Origin of the sequence: Ferruginibacter sp. (genome assembly GCF_031391665.1) — a bacterium.
GTDB lineage: Bacteria > Bacteroidota > Bacteroidia > Chitinophagales > Chitinophagaceae > Ferruginibacter.
Map to the genome: position 1 here is coordinate 1 of NZ_JANMUN010000215.1, position 19822 is coordinate 19822.

A 19822-nucleotide genomic window follows, 5' to 3' on the forward strand; every position below is an offset into this window, starting at 1 on the left:
AAAAGGTGATAAAATTGTAACCATTGCAGGCATACATGGTAAAGTAAATAAAGTAAATGACGACAATACTTTAGAAATGGAAGTGAGCCCCGGCAGTTACATTAAAATTGAACGCAGCGCTATCAGCATGGAGTGGACGACCAACATTAACAAGCCTGCTGCTGAGGTTAAGAAATAATTTATTTCATTTTACAGTTTTGCGATTTTATATTTACACAGGACGAGGCAATTTGTTTTCAATCCGAAATCGTAAATCTAAAATCGCAAATTTTTTATTTATAAAACATAATAATCCCCTTTAGGGGATAGGGGCTTATGCTTAAAATAGGATTAACCGGCGGCATTGGCAGTGGTAAAAGCACTGTTGCAAAAGTATTTGAAGTACTGGGCATACCTGTGTATTATGCTGATGATGCAGCTAAACAATTAATGAATGCGGAGGGGCCGCTCAAACAACAAATTCAGAAAATATTTGGTGCTACATCTTATAAAAACGGACAGCTGGATAGAAAATATGTTGCTGATATTGTTTTTAAAAAACCTGAAAAATTACAATTACTCAATTCGCTGGTGCACCCTGCAACAATTAACGATGGACAAAACTGGATGAAAAGGCAACGCTCTTCTTACGCAATAAAAGAAGCGGCACTTATTTTTGAAAGTGGTGCTCAGCAACAGTTAGATTATGTAATTGGTGTGTACGCCCCCACTTCTTTACGCATACAACGCACCATACAGCGGGACGGTGTTACCGAGGAAGAAGTGATGGCCCGTATAAACAAACAACTGGATGAAACCTCCAAAATGCAGCTATGCGATTTTGTTATTATAAATGATGAGGAGCAATTGCTGATACCGCAGGTAGTGGAATTGCATAAAAAAATATCAGCTTTAACCAATAAAAAATAATTTATGGATAAAGTAAATATCGCAGAAAAGCTATCCCTTTTTAACGATTACTGCAATCCCCGTATTATTGGCGAGTTAAACGGGCAGCAGGTAAAAGCAGTAAAACTTAATGGCGAATTTATCTGGCATAAACACGATAATGAAGATGAGTTGTTTTTGGTGATAAAGGGTACATTATTTATGGAATTAAGAGATAAGATGATAACAATAAAGGAAGGTGAATTTTTAATTGTACCAAGAGGAACCGAACACAAACCTGTTGCAAAAGAAGAAGTGCATATTTTATTATTTGAACCGGCAACCACTCTAAACACTGGCGAAGTGCAAAATGAACTTACAAAAAATGTTTTAGAAAAATTATAAAACTTGGTTATCTGCGGCGGTATACAATCGCCTTTAATTTTTAACTCAATCAATCTTATCCCCTGCGTAATTGTTTTGTAACTTCAATGCATGAAAATATTTTCTGCAGCACAAATAAAACAATGGGATGCTTTTACAGTAGCAAACGAACCCGTTACTTCCATTAATTTAATGGAAAGAGCTGCAGCAAGATGTGTGGAGTGGCTTACAGAAAATAATTACAATAAAAAACATTTTCAAATTTTTTGTGGTAAAGGCAATAATGGAGGCGATGGTTTAGCCATTGCAAGAATGCTCATTCAAAAAAAAATTGCAGTAACCGTTTACATTCTTGAATTTGGAAATATTGGCTCCCCCGATTTTCAAATTAATTTAGCCAGATTACATGAGTGCAGTACAGACATTCATTTTATTCAATCTCCTGATTTTTTTCCTGCAATAAAAATCGATGCAGTAATTATTGATGCGTTATTCGGTACAGGTTTAAATAAACCATTACAAGAGATTAGTGAGGCATTAGTAAATCATATCAATAAATGTAAAGCAGCAATCATTGCAATAGATTTACCCAGCGGTTTAGCAGCAGACAGTTCATCAAAAAATAACACCGTTATTAAAGCAACTCATACCCTCTCTTTTCAAAATTATAAACTAGCTTTTTTATTACCGGAGAATGAAAATTATTGCGGTAGCATCCACCTGCTAAATATCGGTCTGCATAAAAATTTTGAAACAGAAGAAGCTGCAGTTTTTGAATTAACCGATCTCCATTCTATCAAAGCAATTTATAAACCAAGAAATAAATTTTCACACAAAGGAAATTATGGCCATGCGGCGCTGTTATGTGGCAGTTATGGTATGATGGGTGCAGCCATTTTAAGTGCCAACGCCTGCTTACGAAGTGGCGTGGGTAAATTAACCTGTATCATTCCGAAATGCGGATATAATATTTTACAAAACGCTGTGCCCGAAGCCATGTGTTTAGTTTCGGGAGATGACTATATTTTATCTGCCAGTGAAATAAAGAAATTTGATGCCGTTGGTATTGGCCCCGGCATTGGCTTGCATCCATCGCATACAACTTTATTAAGAGAAATTTTTCTGCAAATAAATAAACCTATTTTATTAGATGCTGATGCATTAAACATTATTGGTGATAACCCATCGTTGCTTTCTCTTATCCCTGCAAAATGTATTCTTACCCCACATCCAAAAGAGTTTGAGAGGCTGTTTGGCACAAGTGCAAATGATTTCGATAGAATAAATCTTGCATTACAAAAATCTAAAGAACTCAATCTTTATATTGTTTTAAAAGGTCATCATACATTTATAAGCACACCAAATGGCAAGGGCTATTTTAATAATACGGGCAATGCTGGCATGGCAACTGCAGGCAGCGGCGATGTACTCAGCGGAATAATCACCGGCTTACTGGCACAGCAGTACACTCCCCTGCAAGCTTGTTTAATGGGAGTTTATCTTCATGGTTTGGCAGGAGATTTTGCAGCAGCCAAACTTTCTCCCGAAGCCATGATAGCAGGAGATATTGTTCAATATACAGGCGAAGGATTTAAAATTTTATCCTCATCGGCTAATCAAAACGGTATTAACCCCTCCTTATCTGCCAAATAGCCAATGCTTTCTGCCTGTTTTTAAACCATTTCCCCTATTTTTGCCGTCCAAAATTCAGAACAACTTATTATGGATAATTTGATTTACGCCGTTCCGGCAATGGGTATTGTAGGCTTGCTCTACACACTAATAAAATTTAATTGGGTAAGCAAGCAGGATGCCGGTAACGACCGCATGAAAGAAATCAGCACTTACATTGCTGAAGGTGCTATGGCTTTTTTAAAAGCCGAGTATAAAATTCTTACCTACTTTGTAATTATTGGCGCCTTGTTGTTAGGCGTTATGGGTTACAGCAATGCCAATAGCCATTGGAGTATTGCAGTCGCATTTATACTCGGTGCCTTCTTTAGTGCCTTAGCCGGATTTATTGGAATGAAGGTGGCTACTAAAGCAAACGTTCGTACGGCACAGGCTGCCCGTACCAGTTTAAGCAAAGCTTTAAAAGTTTCTTTTACCGGTGGTAGTGTAATGGGTTTAGGCGTTGCTGGTTTAGCAGTATTAGGCTTAGGTGGTTTATTTATAATTTTAAAAATGGTTTTTGCTCCCGGTGCCGCAGTTGACAGTGTGGAAATGGAGCGTACAATAGAAATATTAACCGGCTTTAGTTTAGGTGCCGAATCCATTGCATTGTTTGCAAGAGTGGGTGGTGGTATTTATACAAAAGCTGCGGATGTGGGTGCTGATTTAGTGGGTAAAGTAGAAGCTGGTATTCCGGAAGATGATCCACGTAACCCTGCAACTATTGCAGATAATGTGGGTGATAATGTGGGTGACGTTGCAGGTATGGGTGCCGATCTTTTTGGAAGTTATGTGGCTACTGTTTTAGCAACTATGGTTTTGGGAAGAGAAACAAATGCAATGACAGATCATTTCGGTGGCATGTCTCCTATTTTATTACCAATGCTTATTGCGGCAATGGGAATTGTATTTTCTATCATCGCTACATTTTTTGTTAAGATAAGCGAAAGCGCAGGCTTAAGTACACAAAAAGTTCAGAACGCATTAAACATGGGTAACTGGGGTTCTATTGTTTTAACTGCAATTGCTTCTTACTTCTTAGTAAATTATTTAATGCCCGATACCATGACACTTCGTGGTCATGAGTTTACCAAGAATGGTATTTTCGGAGCCATTATGGTGGGTCTTGCAGTAGGTACTTTAATGAGTATGATAACTGAATATTATACTGCAATGGGCAAGCGTCCGGTAAAAAGTATTATTCGTCAATCAGCAACAGGTCATGCAACAAATATAATTGGCGGTTTGGCAATGGGTATGGAAAGTACCTTCTTACCAATATTAGTTTTAGCATCTGGTATTTACATGAGTTTTTATTGTGCTGGTTTATACGGTGTAGCCATTGCTGCTGCCGGTATGATGGCAACAACAGCTATGCAATTGGCTATTGATGCATTCGGCCCTATTGCTGATAATGCAGGCGGTATTGCAGAGATGAGTGAGTTACCAAAAGATGTTCGTGAAAAAACAGATATACTTGATGCGGTAGGTAATACAACTGCGGCTACGGGTAAAGGTTTTGCTATTGCTTCTGCTGCTTTAACAGCGCTGGCTTTGTTTGCAGCCTTTGTGGGTATTTCAGGTATTGAAGGTATTGATATTTATAAAGCGCCGGTATTAGCTGGTTTATTTGTGGGTGGAATGATTCCCTTTATATTTTCTTCTTTGGCCATTCGTGCAGTAGGTGAAGCGGCTATGGCAATGGTAGAAGAAGTACGCAGGCAGTTCCGCACTATCCCTGGTATTATGGAAGGCACCGGCAAACCGGAGTACGATAAATGTGTGGCCATTTCTACAGAAGCATCTTTAAAAAAGATGATGTTGCCGGGTGCTATCGCATTATTATCTCCGTTAATTATTGGTTTTTCTTTTGGCCCGGAAGTATTAGGCGGTTTTTTAGCAGGCGCCACCGTTAGTGGTGTATTAATGGGAATGTTTATGAACAATGCCGGTGGAGCATGGGATAATGCAAAAAAATCTTTTGAAAAAGGTGTTGAAATAAACGGCGAAATGTTTTATAAAAAATCAGAGCCGCACAAAGCTTCTGTAACCGGAGATACCGTTGGTGATCCATTTAAAGATACTTCAGGCCCGTCAATGAATATCTTAATTAAATTGATGAGCATCGTTTCTTTGGTGATTGCGCCTACCCTTGCAACCATTTATGGCAAAGCTGAGTCTAAAACGATTAAGAATGAAGTAATTAAAGAAATGAAGATTACTCAGGAAGATGGCTCTGGTAAAATGAATGTAACAGTTATGGCTGATAAAGACGAAATAAATGCCAAAACAAATAGTTTGATTGACGCATTAGCCGCAGATAATTTATTAAAAAAAGATAATTATTCTTTAGCCATAAAAAAAGGAAAAGTTTCTGTAGATGGGAATGAGTTGAAAGAAGACGCAGCTGCTAAATACAAAACATTAGTTGATGCGTTAGGCGGCGCCGATATTGAATTAAAGAATACCCGGAAATAACTTTTAAAAATTAAAAGTTTCTAATATCTTAGCAGGATATTCAAAAAGTCTAATCAGAACCATTATAACCAAGAAGTCAGGATGTTTCTACATCAGGGCTTTTTTTTGCGTTTAACCAAACGCCATTTTCCAACTTCATACCCAAACTTATTTCTGCGACATCTGCGAAATCAGCGGGAATATCTCCCCTAAAAGTTAATTGTTAATAAAAATTACATAAACGGATTTGCTATTTACGAGTAAAATCGTATTTTGCTTACGAAAACAATCGTAATAAAATGACATTAATTAAAATTCTTAAGCCTACCGAAAGCGAACTGGAGATACTGCAAGTGCTTTGGAACGAAAAAAATGCAACAGTACGTGTGGTGCATGAAGAGTTATCAAAGACAAAAGACAGTGGCTACACCACAACTTTAAAATTGATGCAGATCATGTTTGAAAAAGGCTTGGTTACCCGTAACGACAGCAGCAAAACACATATTTACCAACCTGCCGTAACCAGGGAAAAAACACAAAAGCAATTTTTAAACAAAATGATTGATACCTTATTTGCAGGTTCGTCTGCCAATTTAGTATTGCAGGCATTAGGCGGCCACAATGCTAGTGAAGCAGAGCTGGAAAAAATTCAGGAATTGATTACGCAGCTTAAAAAAGATAAATAAAAAACAAGTCAACCAATTAACTAATCAACTAATTAACTCTAAGATGGCGCTTCTCTCCTACAGTTTCTGCATGAGTATGTTGCACAGCTTTTGGCAGGCTGGTTTATTGCTGCTGGTTTATTTTTTATCTGAAAAAATTGCTCACAATAAAATTAATCCTTTACAAAAAAGGAACTGGTTATTTATTTTATTGCTTACACAAACAGTTTTTTCGCTTACTACTTTTTCTATTTATTATTTTGATGCAGAAAATACTTTTACTGCAAACTATATTGGCGAGGCTGTAAACGGAATATTTTCTAAAAATATGCTCAGTGCATATACACCCTGGCTTTGTTCGCTGTACATTATTGCTGTTAGTTATAAAATTATAAAAGCCATTTACGAATGGCGTAATTTTAAAAACCTACATTATGCCGGGTTGCAAAAACCGTCGGTAGATTTAAAATTATTTACTGCTTTAAAAGCTAATCATTTTGGCATAAAAAGAAAAGTACATTTATGGTTTAGCAACACCATAAATGCACCGGTTACTTTTGGCTTTTTAAAACCCGTTATTCTTTTACCCGTAGCATTGGTAAATCAGATAAACATGCAGCAGGCAGAAACCCTCATTTTGCACGAGCTTACACATATAAAAGCAAATGACTACCTGCTCAACTGGTTTTTAATTATGGCAGAAAATATTTTCTTCTTCAACCCTTTCATTATTTTAATTTGTAAAAAAATACGCTTAGAAAGAGAAAAGCATTGCGACAGCAACGTAATAACTTTTCAGTATTCGCCAATATTATATGCAGAAACATTATTACAGGCGCAATATCTTCAGCAATACATTCCTCAATATCAGTTAGCAGCAGTAACAGGCAAAAAACAATTACTAAAGCGTATGAATTTTTTTACCAACAGTAAAAATTTTAAACATCAAAAAACAAACCTGCTGATATTTCCTTTATTCACTTTTTTATTAGTTTGCACTGTTGCAACTGCATTATTTTTTCAAAATAAAATTACCACAGCAGTAAAACCTGTTGTACCGGCGGCTATCATTATGCCTGTTGCAGAAACTGATAATGAATTAAACATTCCAACCTTTGTAAATAACATTATAGAAAATCTTACCGATGAAAATTTAAAAAAGATTCAGGCATCGGTAGAAAAACAGCAGCCCATTATTGAAAAGCAGCTGAAACAATTGGAGCCTTTAATAAAATCTATCCAGGAAAAAGCAGTAATATTTGCAGAGCAAATGGATGAAAATTTTGTAACCCCGGTTGCTTTAAAAGAAAATGATGCAACAAGACAGATTATTATAAAAGAAGAACAGTCAGGTTCTAAAAATGCTTCGGTAAAAGTTTATACCGTGTCTTTTATTAATGGCGAATGGGTTTTAATTCCCGAATGGATGCTTGCTGCAAAAGAAGTTAACCCAGATTCGCTACAGAATAAAATTGATACCACTCTTATCAATCAGGAATAATTTTTTAAAATCGTTTTGTTCTCCATTCTTAATTCCCAATTCCGTTTTTAATAACACCTCGGACAAGCCTGGCTGTATTTATTACCAATAATAAATCCTACCATTATTTCGTGGGTATTTTTGGTATAGGTTCTTAACCTTGATGTGGTAGCATTTTCATAAGCATAACTTATGTTCATTGTATTGGAAATATTTAATCCTGCCATAGCAGAATATCCTGAAATTAAATCTGAAAAACGATAACTCCCTCCTACCCAAACTTTATCAAGGTATTGCAGTTTAACGTTAGTATGCAAACCTGCTAACTGCGGTTGCCAGTATTGCATCATTACCGAAGGCATTACCATCACATCATCTGTGAGTGAAAAACGATACCCTGCAGTTAAAAAATAATTTGGCGTATAATAAGTACCGTACTTATCATTATTTACAAACTTTGCTTTACCGGGAATTATATTTAATGCAGACACACCTAAAAAATATCTTGCAGAATATAACCATAAGCCTGCGCCAATTTCTGGTTTAACTTTTTTTAATTCTCCTGTACTGATACCAATTGCAGGATCGTTAGGATCTAAATTCGCCCATTCAATTTTTGAACGATCTAAATTAACACTTGTAAAACCAGCATTAATGCCTGCCGATAAAGTTGTTTTTACACTAAGTGGTATATGATAAGCATAAGATGCATTAAACGACCATCGGTTAATATAGCCAGCCTTATCATTCATAGCAATAAAGCCAATGCCATGATGAGCATCCGGTGGCGTATATTCTTCCCATAACCTTTGTCCTCTTGGGTTTTCTCCCGGCACTTCAAAAGAAGTTGCACTGGTTCGTAAATCTGTTTTACCAATGGGTGCATGAATACTGAAATAACTGGTGACCGGTGCTCCGTTAATTCCCGTCCACTGGTTACGGTTACTCAGTTTTACATCGGTATAATTTTCAATACCGGTTACACCAGGATTAAGGATGTAATTGTTTAAAATGTATTGTGTATAAAATGGTTTTGCCTGCGCCAGCACAATAACACCACTCAAACATCCCATCGCAAATAATAATATTTTTTTCATGATACAGCTTTTCTTTTCTTTGAATACTAAATTAAAAAATCAAAATACTTACTCAACAATGCCACTCTTTTTTTCCAATACCATTTAGTTAATAAGTTCCTTTCCGGGGATTCAGTGAGCCTTTATTTTACAATCGTAACATATCCGGTAATTGGCTTACGGCCATTTTCAGGTTCAATAATATAATAGTACGTATCAAATGGCAATGGTTTGCCGCCAATGGTACCATTCCATGGTTTCTTATACCCTCTCGATTCAAATACCAATTGCCCTGTTCTTGTAAATACCTGCACTTTACAATTAGGATAAGTATCTAAATAATCTATAAGCCAGAAATCATTAATACCATCATTATTAGGTGTAAATGTATTCGGCACTTTTGGTGCTTTTAAAACTTTTACAAACACAAAATCCGGTGGTGCGGCACATCCGCCTCTTGCAGTAACTACTAATTGATAAGTAATATCATCCAGCATATTACTTGCAGTAGGTGTTGCCGTGTTAGTATTGTTTAAATAAGTAGCAGGGCTCCACAAATATTGCAGATTGTTACCAGTAATAACCGGCTTCATTGTAAACGAACCGCCTTCAAGTACAATACCATCAGGGCCTGCATCAACTACAGGATAAGCATTTACAGTAAACTGCTGCGTTAAAGTATCGCTGTTACAACCCAGGCTGTTTACAATGTACAGGGATACATCATAAGTTTTTGCCGCTGTATATAAATGCTGCTCCTGTTTATTTGTGCCGGTAATTCCATCCCCAAAATTCCAGTTCCATTGCATAACTGTTCCGTCCAACCCATTAGTCAAATCTGTAAAAACAACATCATCTCCAATACAAATTTCTGGTTTACTAAAATCAAAAGCAGCTTTTGGCTGTGGATGAATAAAATCAACCAGGTCAGTAAATTCTTTAAAGCATGAACTCAGGCTGCTGGTTACTGTTAGTTTGACGGTGTACGGGCCGGTGCCGCTGTAAATATGTGGTGGTGGTGTTCGGGCAGACGATGCATTTAAAACCCCGCTTGCAGGATCTCCAAAATCCCAAGTATAAGTAATTGCTGTGCCGTCTGCAATACTGGAATTGTTTACAAAAGATACTGAAGCATTAGGCAAACAAACACTGGGCTGTACAAATGCAAATGACGATTGAGGAACCGGGCTAACATATACCTGCTGCACTTTGCTGGTGCTTCTGCATCCATAAGCAGACGTGTTGTACATGGTAACAGTATAATTTGCCCAGCCGGGAAAAGTATGGGTAAATGTGCTGCCCGGTAAGTGATTCTCCAATGGTGAGCCATCGCCAAAATCCCAAATGGTATTACTGAGCATTACGCCTGCAGGTGCAGTTGACTCCTCTTTAAATGTTGATTGCGTGCCTTCGCAAACCGGGGCATTAAAAGAAAATTTAGCACTTGCGGTATCTAATACTGTTATTGCACGGCTTATGGTATCAACACAACCTGCGGCGGTTGAAGTAAAAGTGTATTTTATTATGTGAGTACCAATACCCGCCAATGCAGGGTTAAACAATCCGTTTGCATTTATAATACCAGTACCTGTGTAAGCAAAAGTGCCAGGCACGCCGCCAATTTCGCTACCCTGTGTTATTAGGAATGGTGCAGCATCATAACAAGCATCAGGCATTGCATTAAACTGAACTCTTGGGGCAGCGTTAACCGTTATGATGGTTGATTTTGCATTTACACATAAAGTTCCTGAATATGCTAAAAAGCGTATAGTATAAGGCCGTGTTGGCGGCGTTTGAAAATTTGGATATTTATGCCTGTAAACTTTATTAGGTGCAGGAAAATCATCAACCTGCACTGCTGCTGGTGCTCCAACAAAATCCCAGTATATTTCTACTTTGGTAATATTACCCTGGTTAATGGTAGATAAGTTGACAATTGACACAGAATCATTAGCACATAATGCAGCAGCATTAGTAACAGAAAAGTCTGAAACAGGATTTGCCCCATTAATAGTGATATCATTAAATGTAGTGTCCTTACAACCCTGGCTGCTGGTTACTATATGCCTTACGGTATAAGTACCTACTAATGCATATAAATGTGTGCCATCTTTTGTAAACTGAAAAGGGCTGCCATCTCCAAAATCCCATTCGTACCCATTAGGATCAAATGTACCCCCATTGGCTATTTTGCTGGTATCGATAAATACCGCTGCCACATCGCTAATACATACTTCAGGAACTGTAAAGCCAGCCTGCGGACGATCGTTAATTGTTACAACTCTTGTAAACACAGGTGCATTACTACAACCATTTGTAGTAGTAACGGTAAGGCCTACCGTGAATGTGGCTGTGCCAGGAAAAATATACGAAACAGGCGATCCTGTTGCAGTGTTACCTCCACCAAAATCCCATAAACGGTTATTTATTGTACCTGCGTTAGCTACAGAGTTGTCAGTAAATGTTATTACCCTGGTATCGCAGGATGGATTGGTGAAAGAAAAATTGGGTGTGGGCAGAGGAAGTACAGTAATAGTAGTGCTTACATTATTAAACGACTGGCTGCATAAAGTACTGCTGTTATCAGTAACTAATGTAATGGCATAAACCAACGGACCTGCAACATTGGTGAGTGGATTTAATGTTGCTACGCCTGCGCCATTACTTAGTATCGGTGTTTGTGCTACACCGTTAATTGTATAAGCAAAAGTATATGGTGCGGTGCCGCCACTGGCCGTAAAGGTTACTGGTGGTGAAGGAGCATTTAAACATACGGTAGTTGCGCCAGCTATTGTTGCAGTAGGTAATGGATTCACAATAACTGTTGTTGACTGACCCGTAATATTTGACCTGGTACAGGCATTGGCACTTCCCTCCTGCACACTGGTTACTGCATAAGTAAATGTGTTGGCAACAGTGGTAGGAACCGTAATGGTATAACTGCCGGCTGCATTACTTACTACCGCAGGTTGAGGTACACCATTAATAGTGTAAATAAATGTATAAGGTGCGGTGCCGCCACTGCCCGTAAGTGTTATAGCAGGCGATGCTGCATTTAAACATACCGCTGTGGCTGAGCCGCTTATTGCTGCAGTGGGTAAATCATTTACAGTAACTGTAGTGCTTACGTTATTAAACGACTGGCTGCATAAAGTACTGCTGTTATCAGTAACCATTGTAATGGCATAAACCAACGGCCCTGCAACATTTGTAAGCGCATTTAATGTGGCTATACCAAATGCATCACTAATTACTGGTGCTTGTGCCACGCCATTAATGGTATAAGCAAAAGTATATGGTGCGGTGCCGCCACTGGCAGTAAAGGTTACTGGCGGTGAAGGAGCATTTAAACATACGGTAGTTGCGCCAGCTATTGTTGCAGTAGGTAATGGATTCACAATAACTGTTGCTGACTGCCCTGTAATATTTGACCTGGTACAGGCATTGGCACTTCCCTCCTGCACACTGGTTAAGGCATAAGTAAATGTGTTGGCAACAGTAGTAAGAACTGTTATGGTATAACTGCCGGCTGCATTACTTACTACCGCAGGTTGAGGTACACCGTTAATACTGTAAATAAATGTATAAGGTGCTGTACCGCCACTGCCCGTAAGTGTTATTGCAGGCGATGCGGCATTTAAACATACCGCTGTGGCCGAGCCGCTTATTGCTGCAGTGGGTAAATCATTTACTGTAACAGTAGTGCTTACATTGTTAAACGACTGGCTGCATAAAGTGCTGCTGTTATCAGTAACCATTGTAACGGCATAAACTAACGGGCCTGCAACATTGGTAGGTGGATTTAATGTTGCCACGCCTGCGCCATTACTAACTACTGGTGCTTGTGGCACTCCATTAATGGTATATGCAAAAGTATATGGCGCTGTTGCACCACTGCCAGTAAAAGTTACTGTTGGTGAAGGAGCATTTAAACATACTGTAGTTGCTCCCGCTATTGTTGCAGTAGGTAATGGTCTTATAGTAACAGTTGCAGATTGGCCTGTAAGATTTTTTGTACAAAGTGTTGAACCAACATTTTTTACATTAAGCAAATTATAAGTAAATGGCCCGGCGATATTTGTAAGAACAGGTATTGTGTAAGTACCTGCCGCATTACTTACAACCACCGGTTGTGCTGTGCCGTTAATATCATAAGTAAACTCGTATGGTGCCCTGCCTGCGCTGCCGGTAAAAGTAATAGTTTGAGGTGATGGATCATTTAAACAAACGGTATTTGTTCCACTTACTGTTGCAGATGGAATATCAGGAACAGTAACAGTATGAGATATTGTATCACTTAAACAACCCGGTGTAGTAATATCACAAAACCTTACCGTATATGTTCCCGGTAAAGAATAGGTATGCTGTGGGTTTTTTGATATAGAAGTAAAACCATCACCAAAATCCCAGTACCATTTGTAAGTAGGCTTGGGGGTTTGAAGTGTTGTTTCTATAAATTGTACTGGCTCTAAATAACAGCCGGGAATAACCTCTGTAAAGCCGGGAATGGGTGGATCGGAAACCTGAAGGTCAAAATCGATATCCTGCTCAGATCCACAGGTTGAAGCACTGGTTGTATATGTAGTAATTGTAACCGGATAAGAACCAACGACTCCAAATGAATATGTAGCTGGTAACGAATACCAATAAAGTGTTTTGCCGTTTACGATTGTTGTAGAATCAGGACCTCCGGGGCCAGGAGTACACGTTGAATATAGAATAGTTGGAGGTATTGCCGGAGGGCCTGGCAGATTGGATAAATCCCACTTTATTGAATCGGCACAATATGGCAAAGACACTCTAAATTTAAAAGGAGTGCCTGTACAAATCGAAGGTGTGCTTTCAATACCATATTCCGATGATACACCAATTTGTTGATATAAATCTTTAACATTAGTTCCGGCTGAATATCCATACGTCTCCGCATTTCCGTAACCATATGCAAGGGCGTTAAAGCCAGAGTCTGAAACCAAAGTATGGCTTGTTTCACCCACACTAAGATATAAATAAGAATAATTGGCATCCTGCGGATGTGGTGTCCATGAAGCTGCAGGAATAAAAGTGCCATCATACCTAAATGATGAAATCGCTGTCCCACTATTTTTCATCACAATATGTAAATTGTGCAAATGGACTCCGGCAACTGTCAGATTAGAACTTATAAGTGTAACATTATTGATATTTTGTTCTACCGGATTTAGAACAATCATATCAGGATCATAAGGCTGCGGATTTCCATTGCAACCCTGCGTTGTAAAATATTGGGTTACAGCAACAGGCAGATCTGATTCTATTAAATTAGGTGTGTTATTAAAAAATTCGTAATAATCATTTATAAATGAGGCAGCGGGTATCGGCACTCCGTTCAGATTAACGTTTGCTAAAGCATCACTTCTCCAAATTCTATAAAAGTTGTTTGGTCGGTTAGCACTTGGAACGGTTAAATATTTTTTTCCCCAACTTGCAATTGGATAAAGTTGTTGATACAAATTATCCGAACTGTTACCACCGCATGCTCCATTTGAAATTCTTATCTTTCCACTTCCAGAGAAAACGGCAATTTTTTTACACCCCCCGGAACCTGAAGCTATTGATTTTACACTCGTACCAGATATATCTACCCCTGAGGTACCAGATGTGAGAATTCCTAAAACTTGGTAAATTTCTCCTTTATTGAGTGTAATATTATTTGTGCTGCCAGCAAGCCAACCAGCAACTGTATTTACTGTAGGCCTAATTTCAATATTGGTATTATCTTCAACCGCCACAATTGTGATAAAAGAATTGGAACTATTCTCATTTGAATTTTGAGTAAAACTCATAGCTTTATATTCAACTCCCAATACATTTTTGGGTAAGCATAGTGTCGCAGCACTAGCCTGACTTCTTGTAATGTAAGAATATACAACTATAGGTTTAAGTGCAGTAACATGAATTGCCCGATTTGTAAAAACCCCATCTCCATTGACGAAATAGGCATTAGGAATAACAACAGGTAAAACTTGATTTGCCAATATAGGACCAGTTTGTATTACAGCACCTCCAAATATTTCTACTGTGTAAGTTGTATTTACATCAGAAGTTATATACAATGTCATAATTGGAGCTCCCCCGCCTGTCATTCCTACATGATAACTATAAGCCAACCAAAAGTCCTTCCCTTTATTACTAAAATCCTGACTAAACCCTTTAATTGAAATAATTGAAATAAATAACAGCAGTAAATATTTTCTCATGTGTGTTAGTATAAAAACGTTGTTCAAATAATAAAAAAGCCCGTTAAACGGATGCTGATTATTGGGAGTATGTTGCCTGCAGAGGATAAAGAAAATTTGCAGGTTTTACAGAGGAAAAAAGGATAAGTAAATATAGATAAAAAAAATGGAACCTGCTTCACAGTGCCGATGCTTTTATCAAGAATTTTTCCCAGCCAAATACATTTGAAAAAAATATTAGAAAGTGTAATTGAAACAGTAAAAATATTTAAGAAATATGTTTAAGTGCTAGTAAAATTTTAATGATTTACACACCAACTTGCAAAAAACAAAAAAGCCACATAGAAATGCGGCTTTTGTTAAGAATCTTTCGATTCTGTAACCCCCAAAGAAAACATCGTAAACCAAGCACTAACAACGTTTACTGCTTCCCCGGGTGGGATATAAACGCTGGAGAGGGATTTTTTATTTTGCTGGTGTTAAAATAAGTTTAATTATTTATTGATGCCTGCATCTTAATAATAATATAAGAAGGAGGTTTTAATTATTTTTTATTTAAGAAATTTTATTATTTGGTATCATTTGCCAGTAAGAAGGCAATGGTTGCAAACTGTATTGCAAAGGCGCTGCATTGTAATTAAATGCAAATTGCTGAAACAACTTTGTAAACGAATTATTTAAAATTAAACGGATCATTGTTGTCATATTATTTAGTTTGGTTGAAAAAAATGCAGTTAGTTCAGGTAAAAGGAGGTTGCCGATATAGGGTAAAAACACCGGCAACTCCTGCAAACCTTTTGTGCCTGGTTATAATTAGTTTTTAATAATTTTTTGGTTGCTGATAATTACACCATCAATAATTAATTGAACAGTGTACATACCCGGTGCAAGATTGGTTAGGCCATTTACCTGTAAAGTATTTAATCCTTTACTTACGCTTGCTTGTTTGGTTACCATCTTTTGGCCAGTAATACTAATGATATTTATATGTGCTGTACCATTTGCTGTTGCAGTAAACTGCATATTTAAATCCTGTACAAAAGGATTTGGAGATACCTGCATAGTTACACCTGCTTTTGCCTGTAACCTTACCACTAATTTATTGGTATAAACAGCCTTACCGTTATTATCTATTTGCTTTAAGCGGTAATACACAACAGTTTTAGTTTGTAATTCTGCAGCATTATCTTTAAACATATAAGTTTTTCTGTTGCCATTTGCAAAACCATCCAGTACAAGGCCAATAGTTGTAAAATTAACCCCATCAAATGAACGCTCCACTTCAAAATGATCATTATTAACTTCGTCCTCAGTTATCCATTTTAGTGTAACCTTGTTATCATTTGCTACCGCATCAAATGAAGCATACTTTACAGGTAAAAGAGAAGAAGAACCCATAGTTATTTGCTGAAAAAATGCGCTGGTGAATCTATCCTGAGGAGTAAAAGCAAGGGCTGTTATACTTCCTATTCTTACTTCAAGTACTTTATCTGTATTAGAATACCTGTAATTAATGTTGGTGTTCCATGCAGAAGTATCAATACCGGTAAAATTAAGAATTGGACCAGTTGCCTGAACTAAATTTCCTGATAACCAGGTTAATCCTAAAAGAGTTGTATTAGAAACGGTAACACTGTCTGCATTTTTAGCTGCAACAAACTCCTGAACACCTACATTATCGCCATCAACATCAATAAAAGATAATTGAAAACATGGAAAAGTGTGATTAGCACCAGTCGCTGAGTCTTTAAACTCTATTCTAAAGCTTGCATATGAAGTTGAGATGCCAATAACAGCAGGTGTTTTTACAACAGGCTGCCATGCTGCACTATAACCATAAGTATTATCATCAATGCTAGTAAGTGTAGCCCCACCTACTAATGATTGTAAATATACCATTGCATCAACCCCTGGTGTTACTGAAGGAAATTTATAAGCAGCTCCAGGCTGGCCAGCAGTCCCGCTTGTTAATACAGCATTTTTCCATACCATAGCCGGGGCAACACATTGGGCATTAACAGCAGTAAAGCTTAAAGAGAAGATAGTAATTAGTGTAAATAAAATACACTTAAGTGTAGAATTAGTTTTCATTTTTCTTGTGTTTAATTTTCAGAGATGTTTTTTCAAAATTTGCTTCAGCTTTTAAAACCGGGCAAACCTTGTTTGGCGCTCTTAAGAAAATTGGGTTCAGATCAGAAAGAATAAATAACCGAGGTAACAATCATTTATAATTTCATCACAAACATAATACTCTTTTCGGAAACCGCAAATATTTTGGACAGTAATTTTACTGCATTTTGAGCATAAGTACGTTTTAAAGCATTTTGTTAGAAAATATCCTGCTTTATCACCTTTTCCTTAGATAAAAATCATAAAACGCTTGAAAAAAGTTTATTAAATCTTTAAAAATAAACTCTTTTTTAAAGGAAACAGTGAGATTATCTACGTTTTTCACGCAGAATCACATTATAATCTATTAAAATCTTGGTCATATACTATAAATAGTAAATCCCGCCGGTGGCGGGATTTACTATTTATAAAAGTTCATTTGGTAATTATACCTGTGTTTTATAAACTGGTATACAGTAAAAAACTTTACTACTGTTAATTTTTAATAATTTTTTGGTTGCTGATAATAGTTCCATTTATAATTAATTGAACGGTGTACATACCTGGAGCAAGACGGTTAAGGCAATTTAAGAGCAAATTATTGTACCCTTTGCTTACTGCAGTTTGTTGGGTAATTATCTTTTGTCCATTAATATTGTTAATAGTTATTTCGCCAAGTCCATTTCCGGTTGTGGTAAAACGTATATTCAAATTCTCGGTAAAAGGATTGGGAGATGTTTGCATAACCACTCTACCCTGCTGCACAGGAAGTTTTACTGCAATAATGTTTGAGTAAGTTGCTTTACCCATATTATCTACCTGTTTTAAGCGGTAATAAACAATTGTTTTAGTCATTACCTCTATCGCATTATCAATTAATTGGTAGTTGCTGTTGCTTGCGGCTCCAAAATCCGCCATTACAGTTCCTATAGAATTAAATGTACTGTTATCAAACGAACGTTCCACTTGAAAATAGTTATTATTAATTTCCTGCTCAGTAATCCATTTAATAGTTACTGCATTTTCTTCGGCGGTTGCGTTAAATGAAATATATTTAACCGGCAATACATAAAAATTGGTCATCGCTATTGGCCTAAAATATCCGCAACTGTAACGGTCCTGAACTGTAAAAATACTGTCAGTAATATTCCCAAATCTTACTTCGTTTATATGATTTGCATTTCTATAATTGTAATTAATATTAGTAACATAGGCAGAAGTATCAATACCCGGGTAATTATGAAAAGTTCCGGTAGCCTGAATAAAGTTTGGAGATATTGGAGTTAAGGCTAAAGTAGTAACATTAGAAACTACAATTTGATCCGCCCCTTTTGCCGCAACAAATTCCTTTACATGCTGGTTATCCCCATCCACATCTATAAAAGACAATTGAAAACAGGGAAAGGTGTGGTTTGCTCCAGTAGCAGAATCCTTAAAGTCGATTTTAAAACTAACATATGAAGATGAAACGCCTTGAGATGTTGGGGTTTTTACCACTGGTTGCCATGCTTCGCTATAACCAAATGTATTATCATCAACACTTGTAAGTGAGGCCCCCCCAGCAATATCTTTTACCGTAACAAAAGCATCTACACCAGCTATTACTGAGGGAAATTTATACTCCGCCCCTATTTGCCCACTTGTTCCATTTACCAAAACAGCATTCTGCCAAATCATTAGCGGAGCAACACACTGAGCTTTTACTGCATATATATTTAAAAGAGAAATTGTAAATAGTGTAACTAATTTACAAACTAATGTAGAAGTTGTTTTCATTTTCTTGTGTTTGGGTCCAGATTAGAAATAATAAATAACAGAGGTAGCAATCATTTATAATTTCAAGACAAACATAATACGCTTTTTCGGAAACCGCAAGAATTATTGACAGTATTTTTACTGTATTTTTAGGATTATTACGTAACTACTTGTTTTACATCATATTAATCTATTCTGGATTATGCAGATAATATAGAAACCAAATTACTGCCATTTTAACCGAACGTTTTAAGCTTGGCCAGCAAGTATTTAATTTTTCTTAAACTATTTTTTCCAAAGCATCTACTGCACAATCCATGCTTCATAAAAATTATATCAAAACTATAAAACTAAATACTAAGAATAGCTGGAATATTGAATAAGTGTTTTTTAATGAAATTAATTATTCAGTAAAACTTATAAATAATTTATAATCAATGTATAATTATATAATAAATTATAAATTATACATCTTACTGAAATAGTTTTAAGAAATCCAATAATTGAAATATTTAGTACATTATTAAATATCCAATAAAACTATATAAAATATTTATAAACAATATATTAACGCAAAAAATAAATACTAATTTTATTACACAAAAATTTTTAAATTATTTTTCATGATTTAACAAAATAAGCTAATGGCTTTAGCAATAGTTTATGCCCGTAGTTTGGTAGTAATTTGGCGACTATATACATACCAACACAGGTTGGTGCAAAAAGTGTTAGCAAGCCACCCTCCCCTGTACTAAAAATGTTCTCAAAAGTTTTCCTGACACATTGACTTAAATTTTACATTTACTAAAACAATTAGTAAACCTTAAAATCTTCAAAAAATGCAGTTCAAAAATTTAAAAGAGTTAATGACGAAGCTATCAGACGAAAATGTTTGTCGGGAATACTTCGCACAATTACGCTGGGGCGGTTGCCCTGTTTGCCCACATTGCAACCATTCTAATCCTTATAAATTGAAGGATGGGAAATTGTACAGGTGCAGTGCAAAAAGTTGTAAAAAGAATTTCAGCCTGACTGTAGGCACTATTTTCGAGAAATCCAAAATCCCCCTTTCAACATGGATGGCCGCTGTGTATGTTATAACTGCCCACAAAAAAGGTATAAGCAGTTTGCAGCTTGCAAGGG

13 protein-coding genes are annotated in these 19822 nt (G+C 36.8%); 8 read left to right on the forward strand and 5 right to left on the reverse strand.

Annotated elements, in window-relative coordinates; translation table 11 throughout:
* The first annotated feature begins 13 nt into the window (after positions 1 to 13).
* From ACY651_RS16165 to ACY651_RS16195, 7 genes are all read left to right on the forward strand, one after another.
* Positions 14 to 178 carry a preprotein translocase subunit YajC gene (locus ACY651_RS16165; protein WP_462254544.1) on the forward strand — a complete coding sequence of 55 codons (165 nt, stop codon included), beginning with the start codon at positions 14 to 16 and terminating at the stop codon, positions 176 to 178.
* 137 nt (positions 179 to 315) lie between these two features.
* Entirely contained in the window at positions 316 to 909 is a 594-nt protein-coding gene (gene coaE / locus ACY651_RS16170) for a dephospho-CoA kinase (protein ID WP_462254532.1), read from the forward strand.
* Positions 910 to 912: 3 nt separating this feature from the next.
* On the forward strand, positions 913 to 1272 hold the full coding sequence (locus ACY651_RS16175) for a cupin domain-containing protein (RefSeq protein ID WP_462254533.1): 360 nt from the start codon (positions 913 to 915) through the stop codon (positions 1270 to 1272).
* 90 nt (positions 1273 to 1362) lie between these two features.
* Positions 1363 to 2904, forward strand: a complete 1542-nt coding sequence (locus ACY651_RS16180; protein ID WP_462254534.1) for an NAD(P)H-hydrate dehydratase — start codon at positions 1363 to 1365, stop codon at positions 2902 to 2904.
* Positions 2905 to 2973: 69 nt separating this feature from the next.
* On the forward strand, positions 2974 to 5400 hold the full coding sequence (locus ACY651_RS16185; RefSeq protein ID WP_462254535.1) for a sodium-translocating pyrophosphatase: 2427 nt from the start codon (positions 2974 to 2976) through the stop codon (positions 5398 to 5400).
* Between the two features lie 278 nt (positions 5401 to 5678).
* Complete coding sequence (locus tag ACY651_RS16190) at positions 5679 to 6065, forward strand: BlaI/MecI/CopY family transcriptional regulator (RefSeq protein ID WP_462254536.1); 387 nt, start codon at positions 5679 to 5681, stop codon at positions 6063 to 6065.
* Between the two features lie 43 nt (positions 6066 to 6108).
* On the forward strand, positions 6109 to 7545 hold the full coding sequence (locus tag ACY651_RS16195) for a M56 family metallopeptidase (protein ID WP_462254537.1): 1437 nt from the start codon (positions 6109 to 6111) through the stop codon (positions 7543 to 7545).
* Positions 7546 to 7592: 47 nt separating this feature from the next.
* On the opposite strand, the gene ACY651_RS16200 is transcribed toward ACY651_RS16195, so the two are convergent.
* The 5 genes from ACY651_RS16200 to ACY651_RS16220 form a co-directional block, all read right to left on the reverse strand.
* Entirely contained in the window at positions 7593 to 8621 is a 1029-nt protein-coding gene (locus ACY651_RS16200; protein ID WP_462254538.1) for a PorP/SprF family type IX secretion system membrane protein, read from the reverse strand.
* A gap of 122 nt (positions 8622 to 8743) precedes the next feature.
* Positions 8744 to 14836, reverse strand: a complete 6093-nt coding sequence (locus ACY651_RS16205) for a PKD domain-containing protein (protein WP_462254539.1) — start codon at positions 14834 to 14836, stop codon at positions 8744 to 8746.
* Positions 14837 to 15370: 534 nt separating this feature from the next.
* Entirely contained in the window at positions 15371 to 15520 is a 150-nt protein-coding gene (locus ACY651_RS16210; protein ID WP_462254540.1) for a hypothetical protein, read from the reverse strand.
* A 108-nt stretch (positions 15521 to 15628) separates the two neighbouring features.
* Positions 15629 to 16906 (reverse strand): T9SS type A sorting domain-containing protein, encoded by a 1278-nt coding sequence (locus tag ACY651_RS16215; protein ID WP_462254541.1) that lies wholly within the window; start codon positions 16904 to 16906, stop codon positions 15629 to 15631.
* A gap of 513 nt (positions 16907 to 17419) precedes the next feature.
* Positions 17420 to 18700: a T9SS type A sorting domain-containing protein gene (locus tag ACY651_RS16220; protein ID WP_462254542.1), complete on the reverse strand. Its 1281-nt coding sequence runs from the start codon at positions 18698 to 18700 to the stop codon at positions 17420 to 17422.
* A gap of 845 nt (positions 18701 to 19545) precedes the next feature.
* Between ACY651_RS16220 and ACY651_RS16225 the strand changes: the two genes are divergently transcribed.
* Positions 19546 to 19822, forward strand: a 277-nt coding sequence (locus tag ACY651_RS16225) for a transposase (protein ID WP_462254543.1), incomplete at its 3' end; no start/stop codon positions are given.

What these genes read in the sequence shown, in the direction of transcription:
- coaE (WP_462254532.1), top strand. Translation starts at nt 316, where the DNA reads ATGCTTAAAATAGGATTAACCGGCGGCATTGGCAGTGGTAAAAGCACT.
- ACY651_RS16175 (WP_462254533.1), top strand. Translation starts at nt 913, where the DNA reads ATGGATAAAGTAAATATCGCAGAAAAGCTATCCCTTTTTAACGATTAC.
- ACY651_RS16180 (WP_462254534.1), top strand. Translation starts at nt 1,363, where the DNA reads ATGAAAATATTTTCTGCAGCACAAATAAAACAATGGGATGCTTTTACA.
- ACY651_RS16185 (WP_462254535.1), top strand. Translation starts at nt 2,974, where the DNA reads ATGGATAATTTGATTTACGCCGTTCCGGCAATGGGTATTGTAGGCTTG.
- ACY651_RS16190 (WP_462254536.1), top strand. Translation starts at nt 5,679, where the DNA reads ATGACATTAATTAAAATTCTTAAGCCTACCGAAAGCGAACTGGAGATA.
- ACY651_RS16195 (WP_462254537.1), top strand. Translation starts at nt 6,109, where the DNA reads ATGGCGCTTCTCTCCTACAGTTTCTGCATGAGTATGTTGCACAGCTTT.
- ACY651_RS16200 (WP_462254538.1), bottom strand. Translation starts at nt 8,621, where the DNA reads ATGAAAAAAATATTATTATTTGCGATGGGATGTTTGAGTGGTGTTATT.
- ACY651_RS16205 (WP_462254539.1), bottom strand. Translation starts at nt 14,836, where the DNA reads ATGAGAAAATATTTACTGCTGTTATTTATTTCAATTATTTCAATTAAA.
- ACY651_RS16210 (WP_462254540.1), bottom strand. Translation starts at nt 15,520, where the DNA reads ATGACAACAATGATCCGTTTAATTTTAAATAATTCGTTTACAAAGTTG.
- ACY651_RS16215 (WP_462254541.1), bottom strand. Translation starts at nt 16,906, where the DNA reads ATGAAAACTAATTCTACACTTAAGTGTATTTTATTTACACTAATTACT.
- ACY651_RS16220 (WP_462254542.1), bottom strand. Translation starts at nt 18,700, where the DNA reads ATGAAAACAACTTCTACATTAGTTTGTAAATTAGTTACACTATTTACA.